13 protein-coding genes and 1 pseudogene are annotated in these 17081 nt (G+C 70.7%); 10 read left to right on the top strand and 4 right to left on the bottom strand.

Going from position 1 to position 17081, the window contains the following annotated elements; all coding sequences use genetic code 11:
• Positions 1–172: 172 nt before the first annotated feature.
• From NQK81_RS10730 to NQK81_RS10720, 3 genes and pseudogenes are all read left to right on the top strand, one after another.
• The gene (locus tag NQK81_RS10730; protein WP_126734944.1) at positions 173–937 is read left to right on the top strand and encodes a maleylpyruvate isomerase family mycothiol-dependent enzyme; all 765 of its coding nucleotides are present in this window, start codon (positions 173–175) and stop codon (positions 935–937) included.
• A gap of 101 nt (positions 938–1038) precedes the next feature.
• A pseudogene (locus NQK81_RS10725) lies at positions 1039–1706 on the top strand (VOC family protein).
• A 94-nt stretch (positions 1707–1800) separates the two neighbouring features.
• On the top strand, positions 1801–2886 hold the full coding sequence (locus tag NQK81_RS10720) for a GNAT family N-acetyltransferase (protein ID WP_257488056.1): 1086 nt from the start codon (positions 1801–1803) through the stop codon (positions 2884–2886).
• Between the two features lie 64 nt (positions 2887–2950).
• Here NQK81_RS10720 and def read toward each other — a convergent pair whose 3' ends face one another.
• The gene (def, locus tag NQK81_RS10715) at positions 2951–3451 is read right to left on the bottom strand and encodes a peptide deformylase (protein ID WP_037343240.1); all 501 of its coding nucleotides are present in this window, start codon (positions 3449–3451) and stop codon (positions 2951–2953) included.
• 37 nt (positions 3452–3488) lie between these two features.
• On the bottom strand, positions 3489–8111 hold the full coding sequence (locus tag NQK81_RS10710) for an ATP-dependent helicase (RefSeq protein ID WP_257489735.1): 4623 nt from the start codon (positions 8109–8111) through the stop codon (positions 3489–3491).
• Positions 8112–8282: 171 nt separating this feature from the next.
• On the opposite strand from NQK81_RS10710, the gene NQK81_RS10705 reads away from it, so the two are divergent.
• The 7 genes from NQK81_RS10705 (at position 8283) to NQK81_RS10675 (ending at position 14442) form a co-directional block, all read left to right on the top strand.
• Positions 8283–10196, top strand: a complete 1914-nt coding sequence (locus NQK81_RS10705) for an Hsp70 family protein (protein ID WP_257488055.1) — start codon at positions 8283–8285, stop codon at positions 10194–10196.
• Positions 10197–10292: 96 nt separating this feature from the next.
• On the top strand, positions 10293–10487 hold the full coding sequence (locus tag NQK81_RS10700; RefSeq protein WP_126734939.1) for a DUF3046 domain-containing protein: 195 nt from the start codon (positions 10293–10295) through the stop codon (positions 10485–10487).
• Between the two features lie 206 nt (positions 10488–10693).
• Positions 10694–11734, top strand: coding sequence for a recombinase RecA (gene recA / locus NQK81_RS10695; RefSeq protein WP_005164741.1), 1041 nt, complete (start codon positions 10694–10696; stop codon positions 11732–11734).
• A gap of 79 nt (positions 11735–11813) precedes the next feature.
• Complete coding sequence (locus NQK81_RS10690) at positions 11814–12341, top strand: regulatory protein RecX (protein ID WP_185927234.1); 528 nt, start codon at positions 11814–11816, stop codon at positions 12339–12341.
• Positions 12342–12802: 461 nt separating this feature from the next.
• Complete coding sequence (locus NQK81_RS10685; RefSeq protein ID WP_257488054.1) at positions 12803–13426, top strand: VOC family protein; 624 nt, start codon at positions 12803–12805, stop codon at positions 13424–13426.
• Positions 13427–13476: 50 nt separating this feature from the next.
• Positions 13477–13917: an iron chaperone gene (locus tag NQK81_RS10680; protein WP_257488053.1), complete on the top strand. Its 441-nt coding sequence runs from the start codon at positions 13477–13479 to the stop codon at positions 13915–13917.
• A gap of 87 nt (positions 13918–14004) precedes the next feature.
• A complete protein-coding gene (locus NQK81_RS10675) occupies positions 14005–14442 on the top strand; it encodes a GNAT family N-acetyltransferase (RefSeq protein WP_257488052.1) in 438 nt (145 codons plus the stop codon).
• A gap of 43 nt (positions 14443–14485) precedes the next feature.
• Here NQK81_RS10675 and eda read toward each other — a convergent pair whose 3' ends face one another.
• A complete protein-coding gene (gene eda / locus NQK81_RS10670; RefSeq protein ID WP_192745576.1) occupies positions 14486–15106 on the bottom strand; it encodes a bifunctional 4-hydroxy-2-oxoglutarate aldolase/2-dehydro-3-deoxy-phosphogluconate aldolase in 621 nt (206 codons plus the stop codon).
• A complete protein-coding gene (gene edd, locus NQK81_RS10665; protein WP_257488051.1) occupies positions 15103–16992 on the bottom strand; it encodes a phosphogluconate dehydratase in 1890 nt (629 codons plus the stop codon). Before edd ends, eda begins: the two co-directional genes overlap by 4 nt.
• Between the last annotated feature and the right edge of the window lie 89 nt (positions 16993–17081).

Below are 17081 nucleotides of genomic sequence, written 5' to 3'. Positions count from 1 at the left end.
GGTCTGTTGGCGGAGCCGCGGTTCGTCCGGAAAGCGGCCATAGCCGTGAACACGCCTGGCCGGGCGCCTTCACCACCTTCGTGACTTGAAAGACCAGGTTGCGCCCTGCCGACGCCGATCGCGGACGCGGGTTCACCGAGAGACAGAGCGCGCCACGGAGAGGGGGTGCCCGATGGCCGGGCAGGCCATGATCGACCAGGGCAGGTTCCTGGAGGTGATCGGCGCCGAAACCGAGTTGATGGCCCAGGTGGCGCATACCGCGTCCGCCGACGCGCCGGTCCCGACCTGCCCGGGCTGGACGCTCGGGGAGGTCCTCAGGCACGTGGGCAGCGTGTACCGGGTCACCCGCCGCTGGATCACCGACGGACGGCGTCCCGAGCACTGGCAGCGCAAACCGGGGCCGGGACAGAGCCTGGCGGAGTACTTCCGCGAGGGCCGGGACGAACTCGTCGCCGAACTGTCCGCGCACGATCCGGACGAACTGGCGCCGACCTGGTGGCCGGCGGACCGCAGCTACGGGTTCTGGCGGCGGCGGATGGCGCACGAGACGACGATCCACCGGATCGACGCGGAGGGCGCGGCCGGCCGGGACGTCTCGGAGATCCCCGAAGACGTGGCACTCGACGGGATCGACGAGGCGCTGGTGCTCTGGTTCGGCCAGCGGCTGCCGTTGCTGGGGCTGTCCGGCACCAAGACCGGCTCGGTCGGCGTGCGCACCGCGGGCCACACCTGGATCGCCAGGGCGGGGCCCACGGAAACGGTCGCCTGGCGGTGTTCGGCCGAGGAGGCCCAGCGCGCGGACGACCTGGTCACCGGCAAACCGGACAAGATCTACCGCTGGCTCTGGGGCCGGGCGGGTCCGACGGCGGTGACGGTCAGCGGAGACCAGGACATGGCGGGACAACTCTGGGCCCTTCTGCGGCTCGCGACCCGATGACCGGTCGGTGGGGAAGCCAAACCGGTCAGCGACAGTCTGCGGAGCTGGAGATGTGCCCGGAACGCCCGGAAGTGTCGGTGGTGCCGTCTAGATTCACCGGTGTGGTGGCACAGCTGGTGAACCTGGTCTTCGACTCGGCCCTTCCCAGAGATCTGGCGGGTTTCTGGGAAGGGCTGTTCAGCTGGGACGCCCCGTTCCAACCGGCGTTCCGCTCCGAGGCGGGCCCCAAACGGGGCAAGAACCGGCTGCACCTGGATCTGGCGAGCCGTTCGCCCGGGCACCAGGCCGAGCTGGTGGACCGTGCGCTGTCCCTCGGCGCACGGCACATCGACATCGGCCAGGGCCCGCCGGAGGAGAAACGGGTGCCGTGGGTGGTGCTCGCGGACCCCGAGGGCAACGAGTTCTGCGTCCTCGAGCCACGCGAGCAGTACGAGGGCACCGGCGCGATCGCCTCGGTCGTCACCGACGCGCTCGATCCAGAGCGGCTCGCGCGGTTCTGGGCGGCCGCCCTGGGCTGGGAGGTAGGCGTCCGGGAGAAGACGATCGTCGGCCTGCGGCCACCGGACGGCCGCGGCCCGTGGATCGAGTTCCTCGCCACGCGAGAAGAGAAGCGGCACAGGAACAGGCTGCGGTTCGAGATCGCGCCCCGGCGGGCAAGGGCCGGGCGGCCGAGATCCGGCGCCTGCGGGAGCTGGGCGCGTCAGGGGAGCGTGGCGAAGCCATGGTGGATCCGGAGGGCAACGAGTTCAGCGTGCTTCCGCCCCGCTGAGTGTTTCGCCGGGGTTGCGCGGTGGCGTCGAACGCTGACGTGAGCGAAACACCCGCGCCGTTGGCAGGCAACAACCGGCCGGGACCGTGGAGTCATGGAGACCTATCGAGCCCGGCCCACCCTGGTCCATCCCCGCGAAGAGACCGCCGCCGCGTCGGCCTGGCGCGTCCGGATCCGCGTGGACGACCGCCCCGGCACACTGGCCAGGATCGCGATCCGGCTCGCCGACCTCGAATGCAACATCCTCGGGCTGTCGGTGCTCCCGGTCCCCGGCGGCGTGCTCGACGAGATCGTCCTGCGGCCGGCCACCGGTCTGCCTCGCCAGCTGCTCGTCGACGCGATCCGCGACGAAGGATGCGAATGCTCCGCCGTCATCGACGCGGATCTGGCCGAACTGGTCGACCCGGCCACCGCGACGCTCACCGCGGCCAAACGGGCCGTCGAGGAGCCCGGCGGCCTCGCGGAAGTGCTCCGCGGCGTCCTCGCGGCCGACGTCGTCACCAAGGTCCCGTCGATCGAAGCGAACCCGGCCCGCACGGAAGGCGGGCACCGCGCGGTGTTCCCGGCGGGGGACGGCGCCGCGTTCGTCGCGCGCCGCCGGTGGTCACCGTTCGTCGAACTGGAACTGAGCCGCGCCGTCGCGCTGACCGGCCTGATCGCCGCCGTCCGCGACAACGTGACCGGTCCGATCGTGCTCGACCGGGCCGACGGCGCCGCGATCGTCCTGCGCAAGGGTGTCCCCGGTGACGCGGAAGCGGTGTCCGCGCTGCACCAGAGATGCTCGATGACGACGCTCTTCCACCGCTACCACACCGGAATGCGCGCCGTGCCGCGTCGCTGGCTGCACCGGCTCCTGATGCCGCCGCGCGGGATCAGCCTGCTCGCGGTCTGCGGCCGGGACGTGATCGGTCTCGGCCAGCTGATCCCGTCCGCCGACGGCGGCGCGGCCGAAGTCTCGCTGCTGGTCGAGGATTCCTGGCAGCGCCAAGGCATCGGCACCGCTCTGCTGACCCGGCTCGCCACGCTCGCCATGGCCAAGGGAGAGCGCGAGCTCACCGCCGTCTGCCTGCCCGGCGACGACTCCCTCCATCGCACCGCCACCCGCGTGGGGCTCCGCCCCGAACGCGCCCCCGGCGACCCGGGCACCCTGCGCTTCCGGCTCCCCGACGCCCGCATTTAGTCCTCTGGATGCGGTAGTCCGGGATGCCAACCACCGCATTCAGAGGACGAAACGCGGGAGGGGGTCAGCGGTTCCAGAACCAGTCTTTGCCGCGGGCCTCGCCCAGCGCGCGCTTCTTGCGCTCGGGAGTGAGGCGCTCCAGGTACAGCTTGCCGTCGAGGTGATCGGTCTCGTGCTGCAAGCACTGGGCGAGCACGTCGACGCCCTCGACCTCGACCGGCTCGTTGCGCAGGTCGACACCGCGCACCACGGCGTGCTTCGCGCGGACGACCGGGAACCACAGCTCGGGCACCGACAGACAGCCCTCGCCGATCTCGTGCGTCTCTTCGGACAGCTCGACGATCTCGGGGTTGATCACGTACCCGCTCAGGCCCCCGACGTCGTAGCTGAACACCCGCAGCCCGACCCCGATCTGCGGCGCCGCGAGACCCGCGCGCCCGGCCGGTTTCACCCCGTCCATCAGATCGGTCACCAGCGACTCGATCTTCTTGTCGAATGTCGTGACCGGGTCGCATACGGTCTTGAGCACGGGATCCCCGAAATAGCGCAGGTCGCGCATCACCATGTTCGAACGTCCTTCTCCGCAGGTCTGAGCGGTGATTCTAGGCCCGCAGGCGCAGACCCTTGGGAGTCGCCCGGAAACCCGCCTCCTGGAGGACGGCCGAAAGCTCCGAGGTGAGCGCCACCTCGCCGTCGGCCTTCTGCACCGCGAGCTGCCCCAGCCAGCCTTCCCGCACCGCCGTGGACAGCGCCCGCGCGGCCGACCGCAGCGCCTCCTGGTCTTCGGTGAAGCTCAGCAGCGACCGGCCGCCGCGTTCGACGTACATCGCCGGGACGCCGTCCACGAGCACCGCCAGCGCACCCGCTTTCCTTGCCGGACGGTGCTTCGTGTCGCCCGTCGCGGCGGGCCACGGCAACGCGGCGCCGTAGGGCTGGGCCGGGTCGGCGGCGGCGAGGACGACGGCGCCTTCCGCGGTGGTGCGCTGGTTCCCGGACTGCGCGCGCAGCCTGTCGACGGCGCCCTTCGCCGCGAACTGCGCCGCGCCGAGCCCCTCGACCACGTACCCCCGGACGACCTGGCCCGAATCCTCCATGCCACGCAAAACCTTGTAGATCCCCGAAAAGCCGCCGGTCACGCGTTCGGTGTCGAGGGCGCCGCGGGTGAGGACGCCGTGCCGTTCCAGGAAGGCCTCCGTCCGCGCCAGCGCGCGCCTGGTCGGATCCGCCTCCCGCCCCGGGGTGAGTGCCCAGCGGCCGGCCACCGTCGGCGGACCGGTGCGCGAAGGCATCGCCGGGCGCCCGGCCCGAAGCCGCGCGTACCGGCCGCGAGGAGCCTGACGGCGTGGCTTGTGCGCCGCGCCGGAACCGGAGACCTGCGCCCGCAGCGGGCCCAGCGTGTCCCCGGTGACCAGGCCCGCCCACACGAGATCCCACAGCGCCGCCACGACTTCACCGTCGTTGGGCGGGGTTTCGACCAACGGCGACGCCCGGTCCACGAGCTGGCGGAAGAACTGCGCTCCACCCTCCAAAGTGGACAGAATGGCCTGATGGAGCGGGCCGGAGGGCAGATCGTCGTCGAGATCCGGCAACAGCAGATCGGCGACGTCCGTGGGCGCGAGCGCCAGCCAGCCGTCCCCGCCGGACAGGGAGCCGCAGCCGCACCAGGTGACCTCGCCAGCCGTGGTGAGTTCGTCCAGCAGCGACGGGGTGTAGCCGGGCAGCCTGCTCGGCAGGATCAGCGACTCGACGGCGCTCGCCGGGAGCGGGGCGCCGGCCAGTTGCTCGACCACGGACAGCACGTCGTCCGCCGTCGGCGCCGACCGTACTCGCGCCCCGATGCCGTGCCACGAGGGCAGGAATCGCCCCAGCGCGGCCGGTTCGACCGGCTCGACCTCGGCCCGCAGCCTGGCCAGCGACGCCCGCCGGAGCCTGCGCAGCACCGAAGCGTCGCAGAACTCCATCCCGACGCCGTGGGTCTCCGGATGCCCGACGGGGCTCAGCTCGCCCCGGACCAGCCTGCCCTGCGCGGTCAGCCTGTCCAGCACGCCGGTGACGACCGCCGTTCCGAGCCCGAACCGCTCGGCCGCCTGCCGGGCGCTGAACGGGCCGCGGCTGCGCGAATAGCGCGACAGCAGGTCGCCGACGGGATCCTCGACCGGCTCGGTGAACGCCTCCGGCACCCCGACCGGAAGCGCGGTGCCCAGCGCGTCCCGCACGCGGCCCGCGTCTTCGATGGCGATGAAGCGTTCTCCGCCGCCGATACGGACCCGGATCACCCGCCGCGCGGCCTCCAGCTCCTCCAGCCATTCCCGTTGGATGCCGCGCGCGGCGGCCTCCTCGATCGAGAGATCCCCGAGGAACCGCAACAAATCCGCGGCGTCCTCGGCGTTGCGGGCGTGCCTGTCCGGGTCGAGGCGTTGCAGGGAGCGCTCGACTTCGGCGACGACTTCGGCGTCCAGCAGCTCGCGGATCGCCTCGGTGCCGAGCAGTTCGGCCAGCAGCGTCGAATCCAGCGCCAGCGCCGCGGCGCGCCGTTCCGCGAGCGGGGCGTCCGTCTCGTACAGGAACATCCCGACGTAGCCGAACAGCAGGCTGCGCGCGAACGGGGACGCCGACGGTGTCTCGACCTCGACCAGTTTGACCTTGCGGGAGCGGACGTCGGACATCAGCTCGCGCAGCCCGCCGACGTCGTACACGTCCTGCAGGACTTCCCGCATCGCCTCCAGCACCACGGGAAACCGCTCGTACTTGGCCGCGACCGAAAGCAGCTGCGACGCGCGCTGCCGCTGCTGCCACAGCGGGGTGCGGCGGCGCGGATCCCGGCGGGGGAGCAGCAGCGACCGCGCCGCGCATTCCCGGAACCGCGCGGCGAACAACGCCGAACCGCCGACCTCGGCGACGATCAGCTGCTCGACCTCTTCCGGATCGAGCAGCACGTCCTCGACGCCGATGGTGACCTCGGCGCCGTCCATGTCGAGCGCCTCGGGCAGCCGCAGCACGATGCCGTCGTCGGAATGCGCGACCTGGGCGTCGACCCCGCGGTTCTCCCGCAGCCGGGCCGCGATCGCGAGTGCCCACGGCGCGTTGACCTGCGCGCCGAACGGCGAGTGCAGGATGACCCGCCAGTCGCCCAGCTCGTCGCGAAACCGTTCCAGCAGCACGGTTTTGTCGTTCGGCACATGTCGCGTGGCCGACTTCTGCTCCGCCAGGTACGCCAGCAGGTTGTCGCAGGCGTACTCGTCCAGCCCGGCGACGGCGGCGCGTTCCCTGGCCACCGACGGCTCCGAAGTGGACAGTTCACGGACGAACGCGCCCAGCGCCCGCCCCAGTTCCAGCGGGCGGCCGGGGGCGTCACCCTTCCAGAACGGCATGCGGGCGGGCTCGCCCGGCGCGGGGACCACGATCACGCGGTCGTGGGTGATGTCGGTGACCCGCCAAGAGGAGGTGCCGAGCAGGATCGTGTCCCCGACGCGGGACTCGTAGACCATCTCCTCGTCGAGCTCGCCCACCCGCGACCCGGGTTTGCCGTCGGAACCCGGCGTCATCACCGTGAACAGGCCGCGGTCGGGGATCGTGCCGCCGGAGGTCACCGCCAGCCGCTGCGACCCCGGACGGCCGTGCAGCTCGCCGGTGACCCTGTCCCAGGTGATCCGGGCGCGCAGCTCGCCGAACTCCTCGCTGGGGTACCGGCCGGCGAGCATGTCGAGCACGGCGAGCAACGCGTCGTCCGGAAGGGACGCGAACGGCGCCGCCCGGCGGGCGAGGGCGGCCAGCTCGTCGACCGTCCACGATTCGAGCGCCACCATCGCCACGACCTGCTGCGCCAGCACGTCCAGCGGGTTCCGCGGGTACCGCACCGCCTCGATCGCCCCGGACGCCATCCGTTCCGCGACCACCGCGCAGGAGACGAGGTCGCCCCGGAACTTCGGGAACATCACCCCGCTCGACACCGCGCCGACCTGGTGCCCGGCCCGGCCGACCCGCTGCAGTCCCGATGCGACCGTCGGCGGTGCCTCGATCTGCACGACGAGATCGACGGCGCCCATGTCGATGCCCAGCTCCAAAGAGGACGTCGCCACGACGCACGCCAGCCGCCCGGACTTGAGCTCCTCTTCCACATGGGTGCGCTGCTCGCGCGACATCGAGCCGTGGTGCGCCCGCGCGATCACCGGCGCCGCCCCGGTGGTGAGCCCGGACTGACCGATCGCCTCGGCCGGATACCGCTGATCCGGCTCCAGCTCGGCCTGCTCCGCGACGAGTTCGTTGAGCCGCGCGGTCATCCGCTCGGTGAGCCGCCGCGAGTTGGCGAACACGATCGTCGACCGGTGCGCCTGGATCAGTTCGAGGACGCGTTCCTCCACCGCGGGCCAGATCGACGGCCGCCGCGGCGCGCCGTCGATGTCCTCCAGCGACCCGGGCAAACGCGCGAGGCCGGCGTCGAGGTCTTCGTTCTGCTTCGGCCCTTGAGGACCGTCGAGATCGGACATGTCCTCGACCGGGACCTCGACGCGGACCTCGATCGTCTTCGCGAGCTTCGGCTGGACGATGGTGACCGGCCTGCCGCCCGCCAGGAAGGAGGCGACCTCGTCGATCGGCCGGACCGTCGCCGACAGCCCGATCCGCTGGGCGGGCTTTTCGAGAAGCGCGTCGAGCCGCTCCAGCGACAGGGCCAGATGCGCGCCGCGTTTGCCGCCCGCGACCGCGTGGACCTCGTCGATGATCACCGTCTCCACGCCGCGCAGCGAATCGCGGGCGGAGGAGGTGAGGATCAGGAACAGCGACTCCGGCGTGGTGACCAGCACGTCCGGCGGGGTCTTGCCGAACGAGCGCCGCTCGGCCGCGGTGGTGTCGCCCGTGCGCATGCCGACGCCGATGTCCGGCACCGGCAGCCCGAGCCGCCGCGACGCCTGCGAGATCCCCGCCAGCGGTGCCCGCAGGTTGCGCTGGACGTCGACCGCCAGCGCCTTCAGCGGGGAGACGTAGAGGACACGGCAGCGTTTCCTCGGCTCGGACGGCGGCGGCTCGACCGACAGCCTGTCCAGCGCCCAGAGGAACGCCGAGAGCGTTTTACCGGAGCCCGTGGGGGCCACGACCAGCGCGTGTTCCTTCGCGTGCGCGGCACGCCACGCGCCCTCCTGCGCGCGGGTGGGCGCGGCGAAGGCCCCGGTGAACCAGTCCCTGGTCGCGGGGGAGAAGAGGTCGAGTACGTGTGCCACGCCCTCCATACTGCGCCGGACCACCGACAGTTTCGCCCCGAGGCTGTGACGAGGCACCCGCTCGGGGACGAGTTCGGCGGGTTCCGCACGTGCGGTGACCTCGCTCATGGGAGCATCACCGCCAGCGCGACCGGATCAGTGCTGGGGCGGTCGCCGTTCGTCTGTGAAGGGGTATGAGCTGTGCGGATCCTGTCGGTGGACCTCGGGACGTCCAACACCGTGGCCGTCCTTTCGGCGCACGGGAGGCCTCCGCGCGTGGTCGAAGTCGACGGTTCGGCCAACATGCCGTCCGCGGTGTTCGCCACCGAGGACGGCACGATCATGGTCGGCCGCGACGCCGAACGCCGCGCCCGCCTCGACCCGACCCGCTTCGAGCCCAACCCCAAACGCCGCATCGACGAGCAGACGCTCCTGCTGGGCACCGACGTCATCCCGGTCAGCGAGGTGCTGGCCGCGATCCTGCGCCGCGTCCTCGACGAGACCACCCGCCAGCTCGGCGGGGACCTGCCCGACGAGGTCCGGCTCACCCACCCCGCGCAGTGGGGCCCGACCCGCCGCAACGTGCTGCTGTCCGCCGCCCGGCTCGCCGGGATGGGCGGCAACCTGGTGCTCGTGCCCGAGCCGGTCGCCGCGGCCGCGCACTTCGCGTCGTTCCCCGGCAAGACGCTCGCGCCCGGTCAGGCGCTCGCCGTGTACGACCTCGGTGCAGGCACCTTCGACGTCGCGATCGTCGGCGCGACCCCGAACGGCGGCTTCACCGTCGTCGCCGAAGACGGCCTCCCCGACCTCGGTGGTCTCGACGTCGACCAGGCGCTCCTGGTGCACGTCGGCCGCGAGGTCTCGCACAAGGATCCCCAGCGCTGGCAGCGGGTCCTGCGGCCCGAGTCCACTCCGGACCGTCGTACGCGGCGTGCGCTGCAAGAGGACGTGAAGGCGGCGAAGGAGGCCCTCTCGCGGCACCCGCAGACCGAGGTCCCGATGCCGGAGCCGTTCGAGGACGTCCTCGTCACGCGAGGAGAACTCGAAGCGCTGGTGCGGCCCTCGATGCTGCGCAGTGTCGAGCTGATGTCGCGGGTGGTCCGCTCGGCCGGGATGACCCCGGACCGGCTCGCCGGTATCTACCTGGTCGGCGGTTCGAGCCGTCTCCCGCTGGTCGGGAGCCTGATCGCGGAGAAGCTCGGCGTCGTCCCCGGCAGCCTGGACCAGCCCGAGACCGCGGTCGCGCTCGGCGCCCAGCACGTCGCCTCCGACGGCATCAGCTCGCGCACGCAGGGCGTCGAGGGGCAGGTCGCCGCGGGAACCGGCGCTCATCAGGTCGGGCCCGGTGCTTCGGGCCCGTACGCGCCGCCGCAGCAGCAGGTCGCGTCGATCCCGGGGTACTCGGGCGGCGGCCCCGGCCAATCCGGCGGTTTCCCCCAGTCGGGTTACCCGAACAGCGGTCCGCAGCAGGTTCAGCAGCCCGCGCCGACGAATTTCCCGACGTACTCGCTGGCCGGCCAGACCGCCGGTGACAAGGCGCCCGCGAGCAAGAAGAAGCCGCTGGTCATCGGTGCCATCGTGGCCGTCGTCGTGCTGCTCGCCGCCGGGCTCACCTACTTCCTGACGTCCTCGTCGGTGGCGACCTACACGGCCGAAGAGTGCAAGGCGCCCGGCGCGGCCGACGACAAGGGCCTCACCGGCTGCCTGCGCCAGCTTGCGGGGAAGATCGCCGACACCGGCGACTGCAAACCCGGGATGGGCAACGGGCCGGCGAAACCGGCGGAGGATCTCGGCGTGACGTCGACCTGCTCCGCCCCTGGCCGCGCCGGTACCCAGGTGACCTATCTGCAGAGCGACTCCGCGGACAAGCTCAAGGCCTACACCGACGGACTGCTCAAATCGGCCGGTGGGGACCGCACCGAGGCCAAGTGGGCAGGCAACGCCCTGGAGGGCCAGTACTCCTCGGCCGCCGGGCGGAACGCCGCCGTGCTGGTGTTCACCGTGACCGATCGGCCGCTGGTCGGCTTCATCTACCAGGTCCCGGCCGAGGGCCAGAACCCGACGCCGGGCGAACTGGCCGACTACTTCGAAAAGAGCGTCCAGCCGGGCGAATAGCCCCTGTTCGCGCGTGAAGGCCCCCTTCCCTCGGCTCAGCCGAGGGAAGGGGGCCTTCACGCGTTTCGTGCTCGAGGCGGGGCTAGACTTCTCCCGATGCGTATCACGGTCTTCCGGCGGCTGATGGCCGACGAATTCGGTCCCGGACGTGCGGAAACCCTCGCCAGGGATCACGTCTTCGGCGAACTCGGGGGCCGGACCGTCGAACAGGCCCTCGACGCGGGAACCTCGGCCAAGGACGTCTGGCGGGCGGTCTGCGAAGCCTTCGAGATCCCGCCCGAGCGGCGCTGACCTCGGCGAAAAGGCAAGAACCCTAGCGTGACGGCGTGTCGGTCGCGGCCTCGAACACACGTTCGTCTAGGGTGTTGTCCACAACGGGGTCAGCGATCCACAGCTTGGGCGCGAGGCCTGGAATTGTCGGTGGTCGCCCGTAGCGTCGGACCCGACAGCTCAGAACAGAACAAGCCCTACCCGGCTCAACCAACGAGGTGGACTCCATGGCACCAGCAGCACCCGACAAGGACAAGGCGCTCGAACTGGCCCTCGCCCAGATCGACAAGCAGTACGGCAAGGGCTCGGTCATGCGCCTCGGTGAAGAGGGCCGCGCGCCGATCGAGGTCATCCCCACCGGCGCCATCGCACTCGACGTCGCGCTCGGGATCGGCGGCCTTCCCCGCGGCCGGGTCATCGAGATCTACGGTCCGGAGTCCTCCGGTAAGACCACCGTCGCGCTCCACGCGGTCGCCAACGCGCAGAAGAACGGTGGCATCGCCGCGTTCATCGACGCGGAGCACGCGCTGGACCCGGAGTACGCCAAGAAGCTCGGCGTCGACACCGACGCGCTGCTGGTCTCCCAGCCGGACACCGGTGAGCAGGCGCTCGAGATCGCGGACATGCTGATCCGCTCCGGCGCGCTCGACATCCTGGTCATCGACTCGGTCGCCGCGCTCGTGCCGCGCGCCGAGATCGAGGGCGAGATGGGCGACAACCACGTCGGCCTCCAGGCCCGGCTGATGAGCCAGGCGCTGCGGAAGATGACCGGTGCGATGAACAACTCCGGCACCACCGCGATCTTCATCAACCAGCTGCGCGAGAAGATCGGCGTCATGTTCGGCTCCCCGGAGACCACGACCGGTGGTAAGGCGCTGAAGTTCTACGCCTCGGTCCGCCTGGACGTCCGCCGCATCGAGACGCTGAAGGACGGCGGCGAGCCCGTCGGCAACCGCACCCGCGTCAAGGTCGTCAAGAACAAGGTCGCCCCGCCCTTCAAGCAGGCCGAGTTCGACATCCTTTACGGCAAGGGTGTCTCCCGCGAGGGTTCGTTGATCGACATGGGCGTCGACCAGGGCATCCTGCGCAAGTCCGGCGCCTGGTACACCTACGAGGGCGACCAGCTGGGCCAGGGCAAGGAGAACGCCCGGAAGTTCCTGCTGGACAACCCGGACATCGCCAACGAGATCGAGAAGCGCATCAAGGAGAAGCTCGGCATCGGTGCCGCCGTCGACGCCGAAGCCGCTCCCGCGCCGGTCGACTTCTGAGTCCCGCACAGCCCCGCCAGGGGTGAAGTCACCGATCGATCGTTTCGACTGGAGTGATAGCTGAATGCGTGCGCCCAAAGTGGATCCGGCGGAGCTGCCGCCGGACGAGCGGAGGAAGAAGGCCAAGGAGATCTGCTTCGATCTCCTGGCCGCGCGCCCGCGTTCCACGGAGGAACTGCGTCAGGCCCTCAAGCGCAAGGGCTTCGACGAGGAGACGACGGAGACCCTGCTCGGTAAGCTGGACAAGGCAGGGCTCATCAACGACGCCGAGTTCGCCGAGATGTGGGTGCGTTCCCGCCATGCCAACATGGGCCTGGCACGGAACGCCCTCGTAGCCGAACTCAAACGCAAAGGAATCGATGGGGATATCGCCGTCCAGGCCGCCGAAGAGGTGGATCGAGAGGCAGAGGAGCAGCGCGCCCGAGAGCTGGTACGGAAGCGCATGCGCTCCTTGGGCAACGTCGACGAGCAGACGGCGATCCGCCGCCTGCTGGGCTTCCTCGCCCGCAAGGGCTATCCCCAGGGGCTGGCCTACACCGTGATCCGCGACGAACTCCGCGAGTTCGGCGCCGAGTCGGCGATGCTGGACGACGCCACCCTCGACTGAGGTCCATCACCCGAGCCGCTCACCGGCCGGCGGGCACACATACGTGCTCGCGGGCCGGTGTTTCGCGTTCCCGGACGGTGGTCGTGCGTGCCTTTCGGGTTATCGAGCGGTAAGGCAACCGTGCGTGGTGGAGTGGACGGCCCCGCGCTCGCGGCTCCGTCGGTGTTCGCGTCGCGAAAGCCACTTTCGGGACATCAGACGTCCCGAAAGTGGCTTTCGCGACACACCACCTTGCCTACCCTCAACAGAACTCCGAACGCCACGCACGATCTCGGTGGCTACGGGCTGCCCCCTGCTGTCATGGGGCAGCCTGGGCCCCGAGTGTCCCAATGTCGAATTCGAGACACCGAGCGCCTCGAATGCGACATTGGGAACCCTCCGCGTGGCCGCTGACCAGCGCCGATACGACCGATCAGGAATCGAGAAGCGCCGGAAGCCCGCCCGGAAATAGCGTTACCGGCATGAACTTCATCGACGCCATCACCCTCGAAGTGGCCGACACCGAGGCCGCCGAACGCTTCTACACCACCGCCTTCGGGCTCGGCTCCGAGCTGCGGCTGCGGGCTTCGCAGGAGCCGTCCACCGGCTTCCGCGGCTACACCCTCTCCCTCACGGTTTCCCAGCCCGCCAACACCGACGCGCTCATCGACACCGCCGTCGCCGCCGGGGCGACCGTCATCAAGCCCGCCACGAAGTCGATGTGGGGTTACGGCGGAACCGTGCGGGCTCCGGACGGCGCGATCTGGAAGATCGCCACCTCCGCGAAGAAGAACACCGCGCCGGCCGCCCGTGAATTCGACGCCATCGTGTTGCTGCTGGGCGTCGCCGACGTCGCCGCGAGCAAGAAGTTCTACGTCGAGCACGGCCTCGCCGTGGGCAAGAGCTTCGGCCGCGTGTACGTCGAGTTCGAATCCGGCTCGAGCCCCGTGAAGCTGGCGCTGTACAAGCGCAAGGCCCTGGCCAAGGACGCCGGCGTGTCCCCGGAGGGCACCGGCTCACACCGCATCGCCATCTGCGGCGCCGCCCCGTTCACCGACCTCGACGGGTTCGTCTGGGAGACCTCGGCTCTCGCCGCCCAGTCCTGATGTGCCACTACCGGATGCCCCCGCTCGCCGCCTACCAAGGAGAAACCGCCATGAGCACCACGTACGAAGGATTCACGGCCGAAGAGAAGGCCGCGATGAAGGAACACGCCCAGGACATGAAGAAGGCGGCCCGCCGCGGTTCCGCCGCCGACAAAGCGGCGGCGGCCGAGCAGGACGTGGTCGCGAAGATCGCCGAGATGCCCGATGACGACCGGGCGCTGGCCGAGCTGGTCCACACCGTCGTGAAGGCGAACGCCCCGATGCTCGCACCGAAACTCTGGTACGGCCAGCCCGCCTACGCGCTGGACGGCAAGATCGTCTGCTTCTTCCAGGCGGCGGCCAAGTTCAAGACGCGGTACGCGACGCTCGGCTTCAACGAGGCCGCCCGGCTGGACGACGGCGCGATGTGGGCGACGGCCTTCGCGCTGACCGGCGTCACCCCCGAGGTGGAACAGCGCATCGCCACCCTGGTGAAGCAAGCCGTCGGCTGACGGAGTGGCAGCCTGCTTTACCGCGTGATTGGCCACTCGCGGGACAGCGGAGAAACCCTAGGCTCGGTTGATCACTGGGAGGGCCACATGATCACCATCGAGCCGTTGAAGCCCGAAGACCGCGAAGCCTGGGAACACCTGTTCCGCGCGTACATCGCCTTCTACGAACGTGTCGCGCCCCAAGAGGTCTACGACCGAGCTTGGCGCGAATTCCAGGCGGGGGAGCGGATGCACGCGCTCGGCGCCCGCCTGGGCGGCGAGCTCGCCGGGATCACGCATTTCCTCATGCATCCCAGTACATCCGCGCTCACCGACGTCTGTTACCTGCAAGATCTGTTCACCGCGCCGGAAGCCCGGGGCAAGGGTGTCGCGCGGGCGCTGATCGAGGCCGTCGCGGACTGGGCGCGCGCCCGCGACTGCGGCAGGGTTTACTGGCACACCAAGGAATCCAACGCCACCGCGCGCCGCCTGTACGACCGGGTCGCGGTCAACCGGGGCTTCATCCAGTATCAGTTGCCACTGTGAAAACAGTGAGGGCCACTCGGCACGCCGGTGGCCCTCGCCGAGATCAGAGCTTCGAAGCCTCCGCCGCGAAGGCTTCGATCTTCCCGAAGTCCTTGGCCGCCAAGGCGTCCTTCGGCGTCAGCCACGATCCGCCGATGCAGCCCACATTGGACAGTGCGAGATAGTCCGGCGCGGTCTTCACGGTGATCCCGCCGGTCGGGCAGAACTTCAGCCCGGGCAGCGGCCCGCCGATCGATTTCAGGTACGCCACCCCGCCGCTGGCCTCGGCGGGGAAGAACTTCAGCGCGGTCAGCCCGCGTTCGGCCAGCCGCATCGCCTCCGAAACCGTGCTCGCGCCCGGCAGGAACGGCAGACCGGTGTCGAACGCGGCGTCCAGCACGGCGTCCGTGCAGCCCGGGGTCACCAGGAACTTCGCGCCGGCGTCGGCGGCCTGCTTGGCGTGCTCGGGCGCGGTGACCGTCCCGGCGCCGATGACGATCTCCGGGACCTCCGCGGCGATCCGCTCGATCGAAGCGAGTGCCGCCGGGGTGCGCAGGGTCAGCTCGATCACGCCGATCCCGCCCGCGAGCAGGGCCCGCGCGGTGGGCACGGCGTCGTCGGCGTCGTCGAGCACGACGACGGGCATCACGGGGGACAGGCCGAGCAGGTCGGCGCCGGTGGTCACTGGGTTACCTCCACAGGGGTCAACGTGTGCGCCGGAGCGCCGAAGTGTTCCGGCGTGAGCGGTCCGAACACGCTCGCGCCCTGATCGGCGGGGCCGACCGCGCGGCGCAGCGCCGCGAACAGCTCCCGGCCGGTGCCGGTCCAGGATGCCTCCGAAGGCGGGGAGTCCACCAGTTCACGGCGGGCGAGTTCTTCGTCACCCACGAGGACGTCGAGCGTCCCGGCCTTGGCGTCCAGGCGGACGACGTCGCCGTCGGCGATCCGCGCGATCGGGCCGCCCACGGCGGCTTCCGGCGTCACCTGGATCGCCGCCGGGATCTTGCCGGACGCGCCCGACATCCGGCCGTCGGTGAGCAACGCCACCTGGTGCCCGCGGTCCATCAGCACCCCGAGCGCCGGGGTGAGCCCGTGCAGCTCCGGCATCCCGTTGGCTTGCGGGCCCTGCTGCCGGATGACCACGACGACGTCGCGGTCCAGCTCGCCCGCCTCGAAAGCGTCCTTGAAGGACTTCTGGTCGGTGAACACCCGCGCCGGCGCCTGGACGATCCGGTGCTCCGGCGCCACCGCGGACACCTTGATCACCGCGCGGCCGAGGTTGCCCGCGACCATCCGCAGCCCGCCGTCGGCGGCGAACGGCCGCCACACGGGACGCAGCACGTCCTCGTCGAGGCTGCGCGTCGGGACGTCGCGCCAGACCAGCTCGCCCTCGGACAGGATCGGCTCCTGCCGGTAGCGGTGCAGCCCCGGCCCGGCGACGGTCTGGACGTCCTCGTGCAGCAGGCCCGCGTCGAGCAGCGTGCCGACCAGGAACTGGATGCCGCCGGCGGCGTGGAAGTGGTTGATGTCGGCGCTGCCGTTCGGGTACACGCGGGCCAGAAGGGGGATCACCGACGACAGGTCGGAGAAGTCGTCCCAGGTCAGCTGGATGCCCGCGGCGGCGGCGATCGCGACGAGGTGCATCGTGTGGTTGGTCGAACCGCCCGTGGCGAGCAGCGCGATGACACCGTTGACGACGGCCTTCTCGTCGATCACACGCGAGACCGGCGTGTACTCCTCGCCGCGCGAGAGCTTCACGACGCGACGTCCGGCCTCTTCGGTGAGCGCCTTCCGCAGCGGCGAGTTCGGCTGCACGAAGCTGGCGCCCGGCAGGTGCAGGCCCATCACCTCGACGACCATCTGGTTCGAGTTGGCCGTGCCGTAGAAGGTGCACGTGCCCGCCGAGTGGTACGAAGCCGCTTCGGCGTCCAAGAGGTCTTCGCGCGTCGCCTTGCCCTCGGCGTAGAGCTGCCGCACGCGCGCCTTCTCCTTGTTCGGCAGGCCCGAGTTCATCGGCCCGGCGGGCACCAGGATCGCCGGGAGATGCCCGAAGGACAGCGCGCCGATCAGCAGGCCGGGCACGATCTTGTCGCAGACGCCGAGCAGCAGCGCCGCGTCGAACATGTCGTGGGACAGCGCGATCGCGGTCGACATCGCGATCACCTCGCGGCTGAACAGCGACAGTTCCATCCCCGGACGGCCCTGGGTGACGCCGTCGCACATCGCGGGTACGCCGCCGGCGAACTGCGCCACCCCGCCCGCCTGGCGGACCGAGCCCTTCAGCATCGCGGGGTACTCCTGCATCGGCTGGTGCGCCGAAAGCATGTCGTTGTAGGACGAGACGATCGCGACGCCCGGCGCCCGCGCGGCGCGCAGTGCCGCTTTGTCGACACCTTCCATCGCGGCGAAGCCGTGGGCGAGGTTGCTGCAGTCGAGACCGCGCCGCACCGGCCCTTCCTCGTGGGCGGCGGCGACACGCTCGAGATGCGCGGCGCGGGTTTCGGCGCTGCGGGCGGCGATGCGTTCGGTGACTTCGGCGATGATGGGGTGGACGTTCGGGGCGGTGCTCATTGTCCGGCTCCGGATCACTGGTCGTGGTGGTCCGCGGGACGGCAACGCTGACGTCGCTGGGTCGTGACAGTGGCCACAGTAACCCAGGC

The sequence above is a fragment of the Amycolatopsis roodepoortensis genome (assembly GCF_024628825.1).
Taxonomy (GTDB): domain Bacteria; phylum Actinomycetota; class Actinomycetes; order Mycobacteriales; family Pseudonocardiaceae; genus Amycolatopsis; species Amycolatopsis roodepoortensis.
This window is presented reverse-complemented; position numbering and strand designations above follow the sequence as displayed.

Excerpts from the sequence above, each read along its gene's own strand:
- NQK81_RS10720 (WP_257488056.1), top strand. The coding sequence starts at position 1,801 with ATGGAGACCTATCGAGCCCGGCCCACCCTGGTCCATCCCCGCGAAGAG.
- NQK81_RS10680 (WP_257488053.1), top strand. The coding sequence starts at position 13,477 with ATGAGCACCACGTACGAAGGATTCACGGCCGAAGAGAAGGCCGCGATG.
- def (WP_037343240.1), bottom strand. The coding sequence starts at position 3,451 with ATGGTGATGCGCGACCTGCGCTATTTCGGGGATCCCGTGCTCAAGACC.
- NQK81_RS10685 (WP_257488054.1), top strand. The coding sequence starts at position 12,803 with ATGAACTTCATCGACGCCATCACCCTCGAAGTGGCCGACACCGAGGCC.
- NQK81_RS10675 (WP_257488052.1), top strand. The coding sequence starts at position 14,005 with ATGATCACCATCGAGCCGTTGAAGCCCGAAGACCGCGAAGCCTGGGAA.
- NQK81_RS10710 (WP_257489735.1), bottom strand. The coding sequence starts at position 8,111 with ATGGAGGGCGTGGCACACGTACTCGACCTCTTCTCCCCCGCGACCAGG.
- NQK81_RS10730 (WP_126734944.1), top strand. The coding sequence starts at position 173 with ATGGCCGGGCAGGCCATGATCGACCAGGGCAGGTTCCTGGAGGTGATC.
- edd (WP_257488051.1), bottom strand. The coding sequence starts at position 16,992 with ATGAGCACCGCCCCGAACGTCCACCCCATCATCGCCGAAGTCACCGAA.
- NQK81_RS10700 (WP_126734939.1), top strand. The coding sequence starts at position 10,293 with ATGCGTATCACGGTCTTCCGGCGGCTGATGGCCGACGAATTCGGTCCC.
- recA (WP_005164741.1), top strand. The coding sequence starts at position 10,694 with ATGGCACCAGCAGCACCCGACAAGGACAAGGCGCTCGAACTGGCCCTC.